Source organism: Scytonema hankhaensis NUACC26 (genome assembly GCF_045865695.1).
In the GTDB taxonomy this organism is placed as follows: Bacteria; Cyanobacteriota; Cyanobacteriia; order Cyanobacteriales; family Nostocaceae; genus Scytonema.
On the sequence record NZ_BAACAP010000220.1, the window covers coordinates 56,284 to 71,743 of the forward strand.

The window sequence follows — 15,460 nt, forward strand, 5'->3', positions numbered from 1 at the left end:
ATAGCACATCTCGATATTTATTACTCCCGAATCACCAAAAGATTACCATGACACGTAGGTAGGGAAGACAGCCCACCAAAGCGCTTTGGTGGGCTGTCTTCCCTACCTACTACAAAGAGTTGTAATTTTATAGCCCAAACGGAGTAATCGGTCAGGTGATTCCTTGTCACTGTCTTTCAAGAGCTAGTTGAATGAGGGTATCAACGAGTTCTGGGAAAGGAACGCCACTGTGCGACCAGAGAAGGGGATACATACTTGTTGCTGTAAAACCTGGTAAAGTGTTGATTTCATTAATCAACACTTCTCCTGTCGCTTCAACGTAGAAAAAATCAACTCTTGCCAATCCGGCTGCATCCACTGCTGCAAAGGCTTGCAATGACATTTCTTGTATTTGCTGGATAACTGTTTCTCCAACAGGCGCGGGAATCAGTAAATCTGCTTTTCCTTGCGTATATTTTGTTTCATAATCATAAAAGTCACTATTATAAGTAATTTCACCGACAATCGAAGCTTTAGGTTGGTCGTTACCCAAAACCGCACACTCTAATTCCCGTGCGACAACTCCAGCCTCTACAATAATTCTGCGATCGTAACTAGCAGCATTGTCCAAAGCAGTTTCTAACTCTTGTCGCGATCGCACTTTTGCAATTCCCACCGATGAACCCAAGTTAGCAGGCTTAACAAAACAGGGATAGCCCAAAGTTGCTTCCACTTCATCACACAACTTGGGAAACACACAAGGATTTGACCAAATTTGCGATCTGTTAACAGCAATGTATTTGACCTGGGGTAAACCTGCTTGAGCAAAAGCAGTTTTCATAGCAATCTTATCCATCCCAAGTGCCGAACCCAAGACTCCAGAACCGACAAAAGGAACTTGCATTAAGGTGAGTAACCCCTGAATTGTACCGTCTTCACCATTAGGACCGTGAAGAATCGGGAACCAAACATCGACTTCTGCAACTTGAGCGGGAGATTCCCAACGCTGCAAAGCCTGAGTTTGAGCAACAAATAATTGAGAACTGGTATCCGCTCCTTCAACGTCAGTTCCTTGAGATAACTGTAGTGGTTGTCCTGATGCCAAAACTTGTTGTGGCGAATCTCCCGCTAACCAACGCCCATCCTTTTGGATGTAGAAAGGCAGTATTTCATACTTGCTACCATTTTGCCCCGTACTCAACGCACCAGCGATCGCTCGTGCGGAATTGATAGAAACCTCATGTTCTCCCGACCGACCCCCAAATAATAATCCTACCCGCACCTTTGCCATATATGAAAGACCTCTAACACTCTAGAACCAAGTTAGCCTAGCACACTTAAGTCAGTTAGGGAGTAGGGAGTAGGGAGTAGGGGTAGGGGCGCAAGGCCGCCGCGCCCGTACAAAGCCTGGAAATTCACTGGTCAGGTGGTCACTGGTTACTGGTCAGGTGGTCACTGGTCAGGTGGTCACTGGTCAGGCGGTCACTGGTCAGGTGGTCACTAGTACAGGCGCTTCACCTGTTAAACTGAAAGCCCGGACTTCAGTAATTTTGACATTGACTAACTTACCTTTAAGTTCCCGAATATCACCAGTAAAGAATGTCAGACGATTACCACGGGTACGCCCCATCACCTGGGTTTTGTCTTTGGGGTTTTGTTCTTCTACCAGAACTTCTTCAATTCGCCCCATGTAACGTTGCGATCGCTCGGCGGCTTTGAGCGCCACGAGATGATTTAGTCTTTGGAGGCGAGCGCTTTTCACCTCCTCACTCAATTGCTCATCCCACACTGCTGCAGGAGTTCCCGGACGTGGAGAGTAAGCAGCGGTGTTCAATTGGTCAAAACCAATATCTTCAACCAACTTCAAAGTATTTTCAAACTGTGCTTCAGTTTCTCCTGGAAAACCGACAATAGCATCAGCACTAATTGATGCATCTGGCATATATTGCCGGATTGTATCGATGATGCGACGATATTTTTCGTGAGTATAACCCCGAGACATCCGTTTTAGTACCTCATTGTCCCCTGATTGAAAGGGAATGTGAAAGTGTTCGCATACTTTAGGTAATTCTGCACACGCTTTAATCAACCGTTCGGTAAAATATCGAGGATGGGAAGTTGCGAAACGAATGCGATCGATTCCCGGTACATCATGAACGTAATACAGTAAATCTGTTAAAGTGTGTTGGTGGCGACCTTCAGGTGTAACCCCTGGCAAATCGCGCCCGTAAGCATCAATATTTTGACCGAGTAGGGTCACTTCCTTATAACCTTGTCGTCCCAGTTCTTCCATTTCTGAGCGAATGGCTTCTGGTGTCCGAGATTGCTCAACACCTCGTACATTAGGAACAACGCAATAAGTGCAACGTTCGTTACAGCCGTAAATCACATTTACCCAAGCAGTGACAGTGGTATCGCGTCGCGGCTTGGTAATATCTTCCATGATATGAATTGGCTCAGTTGCCACAACTTGATTGCCATCGAAGACCTGTTGTAGCAAATCTTTCAAGCGATTCGCGTGTTGCGGTCCCATAACCATGTCAACTTCTGGCACTCGTCGCAACAGCGATTCTCCTTCTTGCTGTGCTACACAACCAGCAACAACTATCGTTAGGTCTGGTTGTTCGTGCTTGCGCTTTGCTTGCCTACCTAGATATGAATATACTTTTTGTTCCGCATTATCTCGAATAGTACAAGTATTATAAAGAATTAAATTCGCATTATTCGGGTCTTCTGACCACTCAAAGCCCATGTCTTCTAAGATACCAGCCATGCGTTCTGAATCGGCTTTGTTCATCTGACAACCGAAAGTGGTAATGTGATAGCGACGGGGTGAAGTGGTCATGGTAACTATAAAAGCGAATACGATAGCAAATTACACTATCTTCAAATTATAAAATTTTGCAGCCCTAACGTGTGGATTGAATAATGACTCATTTAACGATCGTCTCAGAACACAAATCCTTTGAAGGTAAACTCGGCTTTTACAGCCATAAGTCCTCTAGCTGTAACGGAGAAATGCGCTTTGCTGTTTACCAACCACCACAAGCAACCCAACAACCAGTCCCTGTTCTTTATTTCCTTTCTGGATTGGCGAGCACGGAAGAAAATTTTATGGTTAAAGCAGGAGCGCAACAATATGCTGCTAAATACGGCATGATGCTTGTTGCGCCAGATACCAGTCCTCGCAACACTGGCATTCCTGGTGAGGATGACGAGTGGGATTTTGGTACGGGTGCGGGTTTTTATGTGGATGCGACTGTCGAACCTTGGTCATCTCGCTACCGAATGTACAGCTATGTTGTTCGCGAATTACCTGCTTTGATTGCGGAGAATTTCTCAGTACAGTCGGATAAGCAAAGTATTTTCGGTCACTCTATGGGAGGACATGGTGCGCTTGTTTGTGCTTTAAGAAACCCCGAACAGTACAAATCTGTTTCGGCTTTTGCTCCTATTGCTGCACCAATGCGTTGTCCTTGGGGTCAAAAAGTGTTTGGTGGTTATTTGGGTAGCGATCGCGAAACTTGGCGCGAGTACGATGCTAGCGAACTGGTCAAGCAGTATGGATACCACAGCCCTATTTTAATTGACCAAGGCACTAGCGATAAATACCTTGAAGAGCAGTTGTTACCTGGAGTATTTGAGCATGCTTGTGCAGAAGTGAATCAACCTCTGATTCTGCGTTACCAGGAAGGATACGATCACAGCTATTATTTTATAGCCACTTTTATTGAAGATCATATTCGGCATCATGCACTTGTGCTTCAAGAGTAAGCTATAGCAATACTGTGCTTCCTCAAGTTGACAATACGTAGTTTTAAATTCTCATGAGTGAAGTTGGCCATTTTTGTACCTCCTGTTCCTTTGCGTAAGTCCTGCTGTCAATACTTTTCATCTATCTTAAACAAGATTAATACTGTATAAATAATTTCATATTTAATTGATTTCTAAATTTGATTTTTGTGACAAAATAGATTCCGTAGTTAAAACTCTCGCAACGCTAAATTAGGTTTTTGGTTAAACATAACAATCTGATGGATCTGTCAAGGTAAGATTTATCCTAAGTATTTTACTTAGTAAGTTTTCCACAAAGTCTGGGGAAAGCTTAAGTAAATTTACTCATTGAAAAAGTTGCTATTTAACTTATAACAAATTATCCAAAGTAACTTCGAGCGCGAAATACTTATCAACACTAATTATGATCGATAAAGCAGAATTCTCACAGCCACAAATAAAGCCAGCACTTGATTTGATTGATTTAACCTTATTATTTATAGCAGTAGTGATTTTATCCTTAGCTGCAATATTTATCAAATTGAGCGAAAACGAACTAGATCCAAATGCGACAATCTTTAATCGCTTTTGGATTGGGAGTATAGCACTCTTGGTGTGGAAAGCGATCGCTCCGCGCAACACAACATCCCTTGACTATGAAGTGCAATCATCATGGACAATTCGCGATCTAGCCCTTGTTGTAATATCATGTGGGATTTCTATGCTATGCTTACTCACTTGGGCTTGGTCTATAACTCAGACGAGCGTTGCCAACTCAAATTTACTGCATAATCTGACACCAATTTTCGCCACATTAGGAGGCTGGCTATTTTTGGGTCATTTCTTTGATGGCAGATTTCTCATTGGCTTAGTACTAACATTGGGGGGAGCGATCGCTGTTGGAGTTGAAGATTTGCATGTGACACCGCAACACTTTATCGGTGATACTGTTGCTTTACTCTCTGCTGTGTTCTATGCTGGAAGCTTTCTCATTAGCTCACAGCTACTCAGCAAGTTTTCAGCAACAACCATACTCCTGTGGAATTGCACGGTTGGCGCTTTATCGATCCTCCCAATTGTCGTAAGCAGCGAAAATCAAATTTTCCCCAGTTCTGGTTCCGGATGGTTGGCAGTCATCGGCTTAGGTGTTCTGTGCCAAGCGATCGGTCAGGGAATTGTAACTTCTAGCCTCAAAAATTTTTCTGCCGGATTTGTTTCCCTTTTCTTGCTGCTGGAGCCACTTATAACTGCAATCTTTGCTCAGGTCATCTTTGCAGAAAGGTTAAGTATCCTCAACTGGGTAGCTTTTTTCGTAGTTATGGTAGGCATATACGTAGCAAAATCTGGTAAAGGCGCAGAACAGTAATGCCCGCGTCAAAAAAGTAACCTATTTAGGTATGTAGTTGCGCTGTCTTCGCTCTTAGCAACTACGTACCTATTAAAACAAATATCAACAGCCAAAAGAAAGAAATATAGTGTGAGAAAACGGTTCGGTGGGAAGTCGAAAAACCTTGCAACCTCCAGGTATAATTGCGATTACGATATCAACCATCGGCGACAGACACACAGCAACCGTTAAAGCGTTTAAGCGCAGGAGAGATTTGGTATGTCAGGGCAAGTACAAAGGGCAGAAGACTTCACCCTCGGTGTCGAAGAGGAATATCAAATTATTAACCCTACAACGCGGGAGCTTAGTTCCCGCGTGCAGCAAATTCTCCCCATCGCACAGAAAGCTCTTGGCGACAAGGTGCAGCCTGAAGCTCAGCTCTCACAAATAGAGATTGGCACACCCGTGTGTCGAACACTCGGCGACGTGCGTGCAGAACTTGTACGTTTGCGACGGGAAGTCATTGCTGCCGCAGCTATTGACGGAAAGCAAATCGCAGCAGCTGGAACGCACCCATTTTCATCGTGGGAACAACAGCAGATGACGCCCAAAGAACGTTATCAAGATCTGTTGCGAGATTATCAACAACTCGGTCGCGAACTGATGATCTTTGGCTGTCACGTACATGTTGGCATCAGCGATCGCAATATGGCGATCGCTGTCATGAACCGTGCGCGAGTGTGGCTAGCCCCATTACTTGCGCTCTCTACTTCCTCGCCCTTTTGGTTAGGTACGGATACTGGCTATGCAAGTTATCGTACAGAAATTTGGAGCAGATGGCCTATATCAGGTCCACCATTAATTTTTGAGTCACAAGCAGAATACGAAGCGCTTGTAGAAGCTCTGATTGCAACTGGAAGTGTAGAAGAGGCGACGAAGATTTACTGGGATATGCGTCTTTCTGAACGTTACCCAACTGTAGAGTTTCGCATCACTGATGTATGTATGACGGTGGACGAAGCAGTAACGATCGCGGGGCTAGTGCGGGCGTTGGCACGAACCTGTTACTCGCAAGCACTTGCAGACAAACCGTTTCCAGCAGTGCGTCACGAACTTATACGCGCGGCTCACTGGCGTGCTGCACGTTATGGCTTAGATACAGAATTGGTAGATATTGAGGAAATGCGTGCTGTTCCAGCGCGAGATCTAATAGATAAATTTCTAGCCTTTGTACGCCCAGCACTAGAAGAGTATGGAGAATGGGACGAGATTTCATCGCTTGTACGCGAGACGATGCAGCAAGGGAACGGCGCAACACGGCAGCGCGAAGTATACAAGCGTACAGGACGCTTGGAGGATGTCGTTGATTTTATCGTTGCCCAGACAGCTAAAGGTATTGCCTAATTTTATGAATTTGCATAACATTGAATGCTAAATTCTATGCTAGTTGTGTTGCGAAAACTCCTTATTTAATTGGTACTTTTTCCCAAGCTGGAAAAGTAAGAACAAAAACGTCTCTTATACCTACATTTTCTGATAAAGGTTCAATGCGCCATGTGTTTCAGCTGAGTCTCTCGGCTAGTTACAAGCACCATCCCCTTGTAGGTGGTGCAGTTGACAGGTTATTAAGGGACTCCCAAATAAAAAAAATACTCAATTTTTTCTTGTGGTGCGGGCTTCTAGCCCGCCACTAGTATAGGACGGGCGGGGACGCTCCGCAGTCGCACGCCACTTGCGGGACTCGGGGGGAACCCTCCGCAGTCGCCTCAACGGGGGGCTTTGGGGTCCCCTCTGGGGTTGGGGGGGAACCCTCCGCAGTTGCTTCAACGGGAGGCTTTGGGGTCCCCTCTGGGGTTGGGGGGGAACCCCCGCAACGCACTGCTCTCCGCACGGTGAGCCAGCGCTGCAGGAGGGTTTCCCGAACTCACAGCGACTGGCGAACCCCGAACGCGAGTGCGTCTCCGCGCTTGAGATAGGGGCGCTGCTCTCCGTACCACAAGATTGGGTAATTTATTTCTTGGAAATCCCTAAATTCCTTGTGCCGTTATGTGGAAAGTAACATCTCCCTAACTGCTCGCAGAGATGATTCCACTGCACCCTCTATCCAAGCGAATTGGATTGAAGCATGTTCCCCCGCAAAATAGATGCGACCTTCAGGTGCAATTACATCCTTATATAATCCCAATTGCTGATAAGGCTTCATGAAAGTGAAAGCCCCCTGGCTCCAACGATGATTGTCCCAATTCCAACTTTCCATTCGCTGTAGTACGCCATTCTCATTAATTTGAGGATGAATTAAGCCCAGTGCTTGCTGAACAACCTCATGACGCTTCCTTGGGCGCAGATCCCCTAAACGGCGTGCGCGACTTCCCCAACTGTAAGAAGCTAGCATTACACCAGGACTAGCTGAGACTTCAGGATCTTTAGCTCGAGCATTGTCATTGGGATAATAGGTTGTTGCTATGGGCAAATCGCTGTATGTACCACCACCATAGATTCCGTCATCAGCTTCCCAAAAACGACGGTTGGCTAGAGCTAGCACTTTCACAGAAGATTCATAAAATAGCTCTCGAATAGCTCGTTGCTTGCTTCCAGAAAAAGGCGTATTGAGTCGAGATAGGACTGGAAAGGGAATAGTACATAGAACAAAGTCCCCTTCTTCACGCTTGATTGTACCACTTTCTCTGTATATTGCTGTTGCCTTCTGTGCTTCGTCGTCTCGTTCCAGTCCGATGACTTCACAGCCCATTCTAGGTTTAGATTTGAGGAGGCTGGCTAAAACTGTAGGTAAGAGATCCATACCGCCAACAATCTCTTCTAAATCGTTTTTCAAGTTCTCTTCTAAACGGATAATGCTGAGGGCTGAAGAGTCAATGAGGTCACTCAAACCTCTAGCTGTTAACATCATTTCTAGTGCATCGTCTGATAATTGAGATACTTTACACCATTGCAGAAAAGATTGCTCGTCCATCTCTCGGATGGCTGCGCTTTGAGGGTATTCTGCAAATATTTCGGCTTTTTCTTCCTCGCTCAGCTTGTCCAGACGGTTCTCTACCACAATATCCCAAACGTCATCTGGTGTTAACTCACTCTCAGAGCCAGAGAGACTATAAATTTGAGGCAGCTTGTCTGCATCCTTGACTCGAACGCGCCCAGAGCGCATATAATAGTATGCTTCTGGATTGTTGGAAACAAATGGACGAAGTTCTAATCCGCACAGATCGATGTAATGGCGTGTTAAAGTATGGGTTTTTGGAATTCTCATTGCACCCAGATCGCCATATAAACCATCTTCAAAGCGTAACGTTCGTACCCGACCTCCAATATGGCTGCGATCGGCTTCCAAAATCACACAGGTGTGTCCTCGCTTCTCCAATTCAATGGCGGCGGAAAGCCCCGCCATCCCTGCTCCCAAAATCACAACTTTTAAAGGTCTACCTGGATTGGGAATAGACTCTAACTCCTTTAATAGGTCAGCAGAATTACTTGCTGCTTCTTCTGTCTGCGCCCTAACCAAACTCGTAAACTGAGTCAAATTTGAGAAGAGTGCCGCACCACCTGCAAATGCAAGACCGCGTAAAAACCAGCGACGGTTGAGTCGCATAGATCTATCAAATTTACTCATAGTTGTAATACTATCTGTTGTGGAATCTTTCTCTACTTGTGCAACATCTTCAAGAGAACTTCTGGGCTGTCCATCTTGTCCATCACTACCTCAATGAAGGCAAGTTTGTCTCTAGATTGTTCTGTTTGTTGCAGTGCCGATTCTAACTCTGACTCGGTGCCTACTTTCACACCCCAACCATTATTTCCAAAAACTTCATGAAGCTTGTGATATTTCCACGGTTGGATGTCGTTATAGGGCATTCTCTCACCGTGAATGTCACGCTCTATGGTGTACCCATAGTTGTTAATCAGAAAAATAATTGGCTTGAGATCGTAGCGTAACATTGTTGACAACTCTTGTGCTGTCATTTGGAACGACCCATCCCCAACAAGTAAGATAGCTCGTCGTTGGGGTGATGAGATTACACAACCTAACGTCACTCCTACTGAGTAGCCAATGGAACCCCAAAGCAATTGTCCCACGAAAGAGGTTCCTTTTGGAAAAGGAATTACCGCGCCACCAAACAAAGAAGTTCCAGTGTCGGCAACAACGATATCACCTTCTTTAAGGAATTGAGCGAATCTGTACCAAAAACGCTGCTGTGTAATTACCGCAGTTGAGTTGGGAGCGAAGGGAGTTGTGAAACCAGCATTCAAATTCTCTTTTTTGGGCTTCAAATCGAGGGTTTCTGCATTGCGCTTCCCTAATCGCTTGCTCAAAGCAGGTAAAAAATCTTGCATTGCAATATTATTGTACGCCGCACGCTTAATCTTGAGATACTGCCCATGCACTTCAATCGTTCTACTGGGATCGAGTTGGGCAGAAAACTTCCCTGTGTTAAAATCAGTCATCAAAACACCGATACTCAACACGCAATCTGCTTCTTCGATACGTCTTCTCACATAATCATCGCTAACAGCACCGTTATATATCCCGATGAATTGGGGGTGAGTTTCTTCCAGAAGCCCCTTACCCATACTCATAGTGGCATAAGGGTATCCAGTGGTGGCTAGAAGCGATCGCAATTCCTCATGCTGGCGATAGCGATCTACTCCCACGTCAGCAAGAATGACTGGTTTTGACGCCTTTTCCAAAAGACTCACGCTTGCATCAACTGCCTCCGCTAGGGTGGCTTTATCGCTCTCGAAGACAGGCGGTATAAATGGTTCGGGCTGTGCAGTCACTTCAGTTGAAGCAACGTCCATAGGTAGGGAGATGTAAACAGGTAATTTCTTAAGAAGGCAGACACCCAGAACTCTGTCGATTTCTGCTGTTGCATTTTCTACTGTCAAATATGCTTGAGCCGCCGTTACCTTCTCATACATTCGAGCAAACATGGAAAAATCGCCAGTGCCTAGCGTATGGTGGACAAGCGCTCCTCGTGATTGGATTTTTGTAGAAGGAGATCCAGTAATCGTTACCACAGGGACGTGTTCGGCGTAAGCGCCCGCAATTCCATTAATAGCGCTAAGTTCGCCAACACCAAACGTGGTAATTAGTGCGGCAATGCCATTGATTCTACCATAGCCATCAGCAGCATAGGATGCATTCAGTTCGTTGCACGTTGTGACTAGCTCTATGCCTGACTGATTAACAATATGGTCGAGAAATTCCATATTGTAGTCTCCAGCGACACCAAAGATATGCTTGACACCAATTTGTTTGAGACGAAGCACCAGGTAATCACCAACAGTAAAATTTGACATTTTTTTAGATTTTATTTATCGTATTAAAAATAGGCTTTTCTCTAAAATTTACTATTTCAAAGTAAAAATAAAGCCGCATTTTGAACTATGATTTGGAAAGACTTTGAGAGATAATTTAATTTTTTAGTAATTGAAAGTGTCTATTTTTGAAAACTTAATACCTACTTATATTTTCCTTCTCTCGCTAATTCTGTTAAAATATTTGGATTTTTCACATAATATTTGCTTTTTGATTGCCACAGTAATAATATCGTATTATTTATTACACTATTTTATCTACTAAAAAGCAGATGTTGTAGGGAGTCTTGATTACTCCTTTAGATAGATACTGCGGAAGCGATCGCAACGAATTGTGATAGTTAGCGTTTAGAATGGCGGTTCCATAGCATTTCTTAGTCTACTAAGGTATAAATTTATCCGCGTCCATCTGCTACAGGCTGCGGTTCATTCTTTCTTCCCCTGCGTAAAGGCGCACCCCCTGCTTGTCTTGATGGAAAATCTTGTTAACCAAGTAGTATTGGGCGTGTTTTTCAAAATATTAATAATAGATAAGCTGTAAAAAAAACCGCATTTGCAAAGTCTGCAAAGCGGTTAAGAGTGGCTTGTATGGCAGTTTGAAATTGATAGGCTCTGGTTCTACCTAAAAATCCTTTTTTACCGATGTTTAGAGACTATGAACCTTCTCTAAAACGCACTTTAATTTTTCTGATACTTCACGGACATTAGGCTCATCAAACATAGTAAAGTGAGAGCCAGGAATGTGATAAACATCTATTTCGCCATTGACTAAACTCCCCCAGCCTAATAAAGGATCGTATTGTAAGCCAACAGCTCTATCTTGGGCATCAAGACACCTTTCGTTAGTCCGCAAGACAGCTATTCGACCAGAAAAAGGTTGGTATGTATATCGATCCCAAGCCATCAGATTGCTGTCCATAATTTTTAGATGTGGGTCATCTTGAGACAAAGACTTCACATCTCCCAAGAAATTTAAATATTTATGGCGTAGATGGAATAAAGCCCATTGAGTCCATCCCGTTACCTTTGTACTGATATAAGCCGGACCTGCTTTTATCAGATTCTCAAAATGGATGAATGTTCTTGCAATAAATGGCAACCGTTTGGTTTGTCCGAGAACACCACTATCAAGCATGATCAGAATAGCTGTTTCTTGACCCTGCTGGCGAAGTTGCTGTGCGATTTCGTAAGCAATTGTACCTCCTAATGAGTATCCACCAAGATAATACGGACCTTGAGGCTGGATAGATTGAATTTCTTTGATGTAAAGTGCTGCCATATCTTCAATCTTAGTTAATAGAGGCTGCTTTCCATCAATTCCTTGAGGCTGTATCCCGTAGATTGGTTGATCTTTCCCTATATGTATTGATAAGGAACGGTAACAAAGCACTTCTCCACCAAGAGGGTGAATTAAGAACAAGGGAGGTTTTGAACCTGTTGGTTGAATTGCCACAAGAATACTTGGGGCAGAACTTTCGCCTTGCTCTGTTTTAGAGGATGTTTCTTCTCCTTGACCATCGCTTCGGTGTTGCTCGTTCAAAAACAACTCTGCAAGAGCTTCTATAGTACTCGATTTAAAGAGAGTTGCGAGGGGTAATTTTTTACCCAATTCCTTCTCAATTTTGGAAAAGAGTTTAACTGCTAATAAGGAATGTCCCCCAACATCAAAGAAATTATCTTTGATACCAATAGGTTGGAACCCTAAAAGCTCTTCCCAAATTTGAGCCAACTGCTGTTCTACTTCATTGCGTGGAGCAACATAGTTCCTTTCCGATTCTATGCTTGTGATGTCAGGAGCCGGAAGTGCGCGGCGGTTCACTTTACCACTAGGAGTTAGAGGTAGCGTATCTAACACTACAAAAGCTGAGGGTATCATATACTCAGGCAGCTGCTCTTTCAGGAAAGAACGCAATTCATTCACACTCGGAACTGAGTCTTGGTCTGGAAGAATGTAAGCAACTAAACGTTTATCTCCAGGAATATCTTGACGGACAATAACTACAGCTTGTTGTACGGATGAGTGCTTGCTCAATAAAGCTTCTAGCTCTCCTAATTCAATACGGAAACCACGTATCTTAACCTGATTATCTATACGACCAAGGTATTCAATATTACCATCAGGTAGGAAGCGGGCTAAATCTCCCGTTTTGTACAATCGGTTGGTTATTAGATTTTGGACTTTGGATTTTGGATTTTCATCATTTGTTTCCAATCTAAAATGTGGAATTGGCACTCCGGAATCATCAAAGGGGTTGAGAATGAATTTTTCTGCTGTCAACTCTGGACGGTTAAGATATCCTCGTGCCAATGCAGCACCGCCAATATAAAGTTCTCCAGGTACACCAGTAGGAACTGGTTGTAAATTGGAGTCAAGAATATACATAGAAGTGTTGGCAATGGGACGACCAATTGGAGGAAGGGCTGCCCAATTCTTTACGGAATCAGCTAAAGTGAAAGCAGTAACGACATGGCTTTCTGATGGTCCGTAATGATTGTGTAACTTACATAATGGTAATTTTTCAAACAAGTTAATCAGAGCGGGAGTTGTTTGCAACTGTTCGCCCGCAGTGATGATTTCTTGCAAACTGCTTGGCGCTGAGTTTGAAGCAGCTGCAACTTCTGCAAGTTGTTGTAAAGCAACAAAGGGTAAAAACAGTCTGTTAATTTCTTTTTCTTTCAGAAAATCTAACAGTGCTGATGCATCTCGTCGCAAATCTTCTGCTATTAAAACTAGGGTTCCACCAGAACACCAAGTAGCAAACATTTCTTGGAAAGAGACATCGAAACTGATGGGTGAAAATTGCAGAGTTTTTGCGTTTGTGGAAACAGTGGTATTTTCTAACTGCCAGAGAATAAGGTTGGAAAGGGGAAGTTGTTTCATAGCTACCCCTTTTGGTTTGCCTGTGGAACCAGAAGTATAGATAATATATGCTAAGTTTTCTAGCTCAACTCCACTGACTAAATTCTCTTTGCTTTCTCGATCGACAGTTGCCCATTGTGTATCGAGGCAAATTGTTTGTGCGTTGTGTTCGGGCAATGCAGTCGCTAACTTCTCGCTTGTCAGCAGTACTGTGACTTGAGAATCTGACAGCATAAAACTCAATCGGTCTTGAGGATATGCTGGATCTAAAGGTACATAAGCCCCACCTGCTTTGAGAATTCCCAAGATACCCACGACCATTTCGAGAGAACGCTGTATGCAAATACCAACAGCAACATCCTGTTTGACACCTAAGCTTTGCAAGTAATGTGCTAGTTGGTTGGCGCGATTGTTTAACTCCCGGTATGTAAGTTGTTGGTTGTCAAACTCCACTGCAACTGCGTTCGGAGTCCGTTCTACTTGTGCTTCAAACAATTTATGAATGCACTCTAGCTCGTAATCGGCTTGAGTATTGTTCCATTCAACAACAAGCTGATGTCTCTCAGTTTCAGTTAAAAGTGGTAATTCCTTAATACGTTGTTCTGGATTTGCAACAATTCCTTCGAGCATTGTTTGCAAATGCCCGCTCATGCGAGTTATGGTTGCGCGATCGAATAGATCTGTGTTATATTCCCATATCACCTGCAATCCTTGTTGTGTCTCTTCTACGAACAAAGTTAGGTCAAACTTGGATGTAGAAAGGCACAAATCTAATGGAGCGATCGAAAGTCCAGGTAATTCAAATGGTTGTTTTGCTGAATTCAACGTGAACATCACCTGGAACAATGGATTGTATGAGAGCGATCGCTCTGGTTGCAGTTCCTCAACTAGCTTTTCAAATGGTAAATCCTGGTTAATGTTAGCAGAAACAGACACTTTCCGTACCTTCTGCAACAGTTCCCGAAAACTAGGATTGCCAGACATATCGGTACGTAAAACTAGGGTGTTGATAAAAAACCCAATCAGCCCTTCGATTTCTGCCCGACTTCTATTAGTTGTTGGAGAGCCTACTAGTATGTCTTCTTGTCCTGTGTAGCGGTACAATAAAGTTTGGAATGCCGCTAACAGTGTCATGAATAAAGTGACACCTTCTTGCCGCGAAAGTTTTTGGAGCGCTGGTAATATCTTTTGAGGTATGACAAAATATTCTTTTGCACCTCGGTAAAGTTGGATTGGTGGTCGCGGTTTATCTGTGGGTAATTCTAAGACTGGAGCTGCACCTGCTAACTGTTGCTTCCAGTAGTTGATTTGGTTTTCTAAAACTTCGCCACTTAGCCACTGGCGTTGCCAAACTGCATAGTCAGCGTATTGAATGGGCAATTTTGGCAACGGGTTGGGCTGTCCGTTGAGAAATGCTTTATAAAGTGTTGTTAATTCATTGTACAGAATACCCATCGACCAAGCATCAGCCGCAATGTGATGTATTACCAACAATAAGATATGCTCTTGAGGTGATAGTTGTAGCAAGCAACCACGCAGCATCAAATCCGATCTTAGGTCAAAGGGGCGTTGTGCTTCATTTTGTAACAATTTTTGGACAGCAGAACTGCGATCGCCCTTGGCGCAAGCCGTACCCGGCTTATCGCTCTTAGCGCAAGCTGTACCCAGCTTATCGCCCTTGGCGCAAGCCGTACCCGGCTTATCGCTCTCTGAATAATTCTGAAGATCGATTGTTTTTAATTCTACCGATTTAGGCTCAGAAATTACCTGTACGGGATTGCCATCTAATGAAATAAAGTTAGTTCGTAATGCTTCATGTTGAGCAACAATAGCATCTAAAGATTGCTGCAAGACAGTTACATTCAGTGTTCCTTGCAACTGTAAAACTTCAGGAATATGATAAAATGGACTATTGGGTTCTAATTGCTCTAAAAACCACAGTCGTTGTTGAGCAAAAGATAGAGGAATTGATGAATTTTCATCTCTTCTAGGAATCGTCTGTTCTGTTTGAGCATTAACTGTTTTATTTTTAAGCTTTAACTCTAGTAAGGCTCTTTTTGCTGGTGACAGAGAAGCTATCTTTTGATTAATATCCATTTTTGTGAGGAACTAGTTGTTAGTTGTTATTTGTTGGTGGTTAGTGTGTAGGGTGGGCATTGCCCACCGGAGCTAACTTTTGGTAGGCAATA

General features: G+C 43.7%; 8 protein-coding genes. 3 read left to right on the top strand and 5 right to left on the bottom strand.

Annotated features, from left to right (window positions below; all coding sequences use genetic code 11):
• Positions 1-166: 166 nt before the first annotated feature.
• Positions 167-1,270, bottom strand: a complete 1,104-nt coding sequence (locus tag ACKTT2_RS30445) for a D-alanine--D-alanine ligase family protein (protein ID WP_407893745.1) — start codon at positions 1,268-1,270, stop codon at positions 167-169.
• 198 nt (positions 1,271-1,468) lie between these two features.
• The gene (gene miaB, locus ACKTT2_RS30450; RefSeq protein ID WP_407893747.1) at positions 1,469-2,824 is read right to left on the bottom strand and encodes a tRNA (N6-isopentenyl adenosine(37)-C2)-methylthiotransferase MiaB; all 1,356 of its coding nucleotides are present in this window, start codon (positions 2,822-2,824) and stop codon (positions 1,469-1,471) included.
• 83 nt (positions 2,825-2,907) lie between these two features.
• Between miaB and fghA the strand changes: the two genes are divergently transcribed.
• The 3 genes from fghA (at position 2,908) to ACKTT2_RS30465 (ending at position 6,484) form a co-directional block, all read left to right on the top strand.
• Positions 2,908-3,753 (top strand): S-formylglutathione hydrolase, encoded by an 846-nt coding sequence (gene fghA, locus ACKTT2_RS30455; RefSeq protein WP_407893749.1) that lies wholly within the window; start codon positions 2,908-2,910, stop codon positions 3,751-3,753.
• Positions 3,754-4,177: 424 nt separating this feature from the next.
• Positions 4,178-5,119: a DMT family transporter gene (locus ACKTT2_RS30460; RefSeq protein WP_407893751.1), complete on the top strand. Its 942-nt coding sequence runs from the start codon at positions 4,178-4,180 to the stop codon at positions 5,117-5,119.
• A gap of 240 nt (positions 5,120-5,359) precedes the next feature.
• Positions 5,360-6,484 (top strand): carboxylate-amine ligase, encoded by a 1,125-nt coding sequence (locus tag ACKTT2_RS30465; RefSeq protein ID WP_407893753.1) that lies wholly within the window; start codon positions 5,360-5,362, stop codon positions 6,482-6,484.
• A gap of 640 nt (positions 6,485-7,124) precedes the next feature.
• Here the strand turns inward: ACKTT2_RS30465 and ACKTT2_RS30470 are convergent.
• From ACKTT2_RS30470 to ACKTT2_RS30480, 3 genes are all read right to left on the bottom strand, one after another.
• The gene (locus tag ACKTT2_RS30470) at positions 7,125-8,705 is read right to left on the bottom strand and encodes a flavin monoamine oxidase family protein (protein ID WP_407893755.1); all 1,581 of its coding nucleotides are present in this window, start codon (positions 8,703-8,705) and stop codon (positions 7,125-7,127) included.
• A 32-nt stretch (positions 8,706-8,737) separates the two neighbouring features.
• Entirely contained in the window at positions 8,738-10,393 is a 1,656-nt protein-coding gene (locus tag ACKTT2_RS30475) for an alpha-keto acid decarboxylase family protein (protein WP_407893757.1), read from the bottom strand.
• A gap of 664 nt (positions 10,394-11,057) precedes the next feature.
• A complete protein-coding gene (locus tag ACKTT2_RS30480) occupies positions 11,058-15,368 on the bottom strand; it encodes a non-ribosomal peptide synthetase (protein WP_407893759.1) in 4,311 nt (1,436 codons plus the stop codon).
• Positions 15,369-15,460: the final 92 nt, after the last annotated feature.

Excerpts from the sequence above, each read along its gene's own strand:
- ACKTT2_RS30445 (WP_407893745.1), bottom strand. The coding sequence starts at position 1,270 with ATGGCAAAGGTGCGGGTAGGATTATTATTTGGGGGTCGGTCGGGAGAA.
- ACKTT2_RS30470 (WP_407893755.1), bottom strand. The coding sequence starts at position 8,705 with ATGAGTAAATTTGATAGATCTATGCGACTCAACCGTCGCTGGTTTTTA.
- ACKTT2_RS30475 (WP_407893757.1), bottom strand. The coding sequence starts at position 10,393 with ATGTCAAATTTTACTGTTGGTGATTACCTGGTGCTTCGTCTCAAACAA.
- miaB (WP_407893747.1), bottom strand. The coding sequence starts at position 2,824 with ATGACCACTTCACCCCGTCGCTATCACATTACCACTTTCGGTTGTCAG.
- ACKTT2_RS30480 (WP_407893759.1), bottom strand. The coding sequence starts at position 15,368 with ATGGATATTAATCAAAAGATAGCTTCTCTGTCACCAGCAAAAAGAGCC.
- fghA (WP_407893749.1), top strand. The coding sequence starts at position 2,908 with ATGACTCATTTAACGATCGTCTCAGAACACAAATCCTTTGAAGGTAAA.
- ACKTT2_RS30460 (WP_407893751.1), top strand. The coding sequence starts at position 4,178 with ATGATCGATAAAGCAGAATTCTCACAGCCACAAATAAAGCCAGCACTT.
- ACKTT2_RS30465 (WP_407893753.1), top strand. The coding sequence starts at position 5,360 with ATGTCAGGGCAAGTACAAAGGGCAGAAGACTTCACCCTCGGTGTCGAA.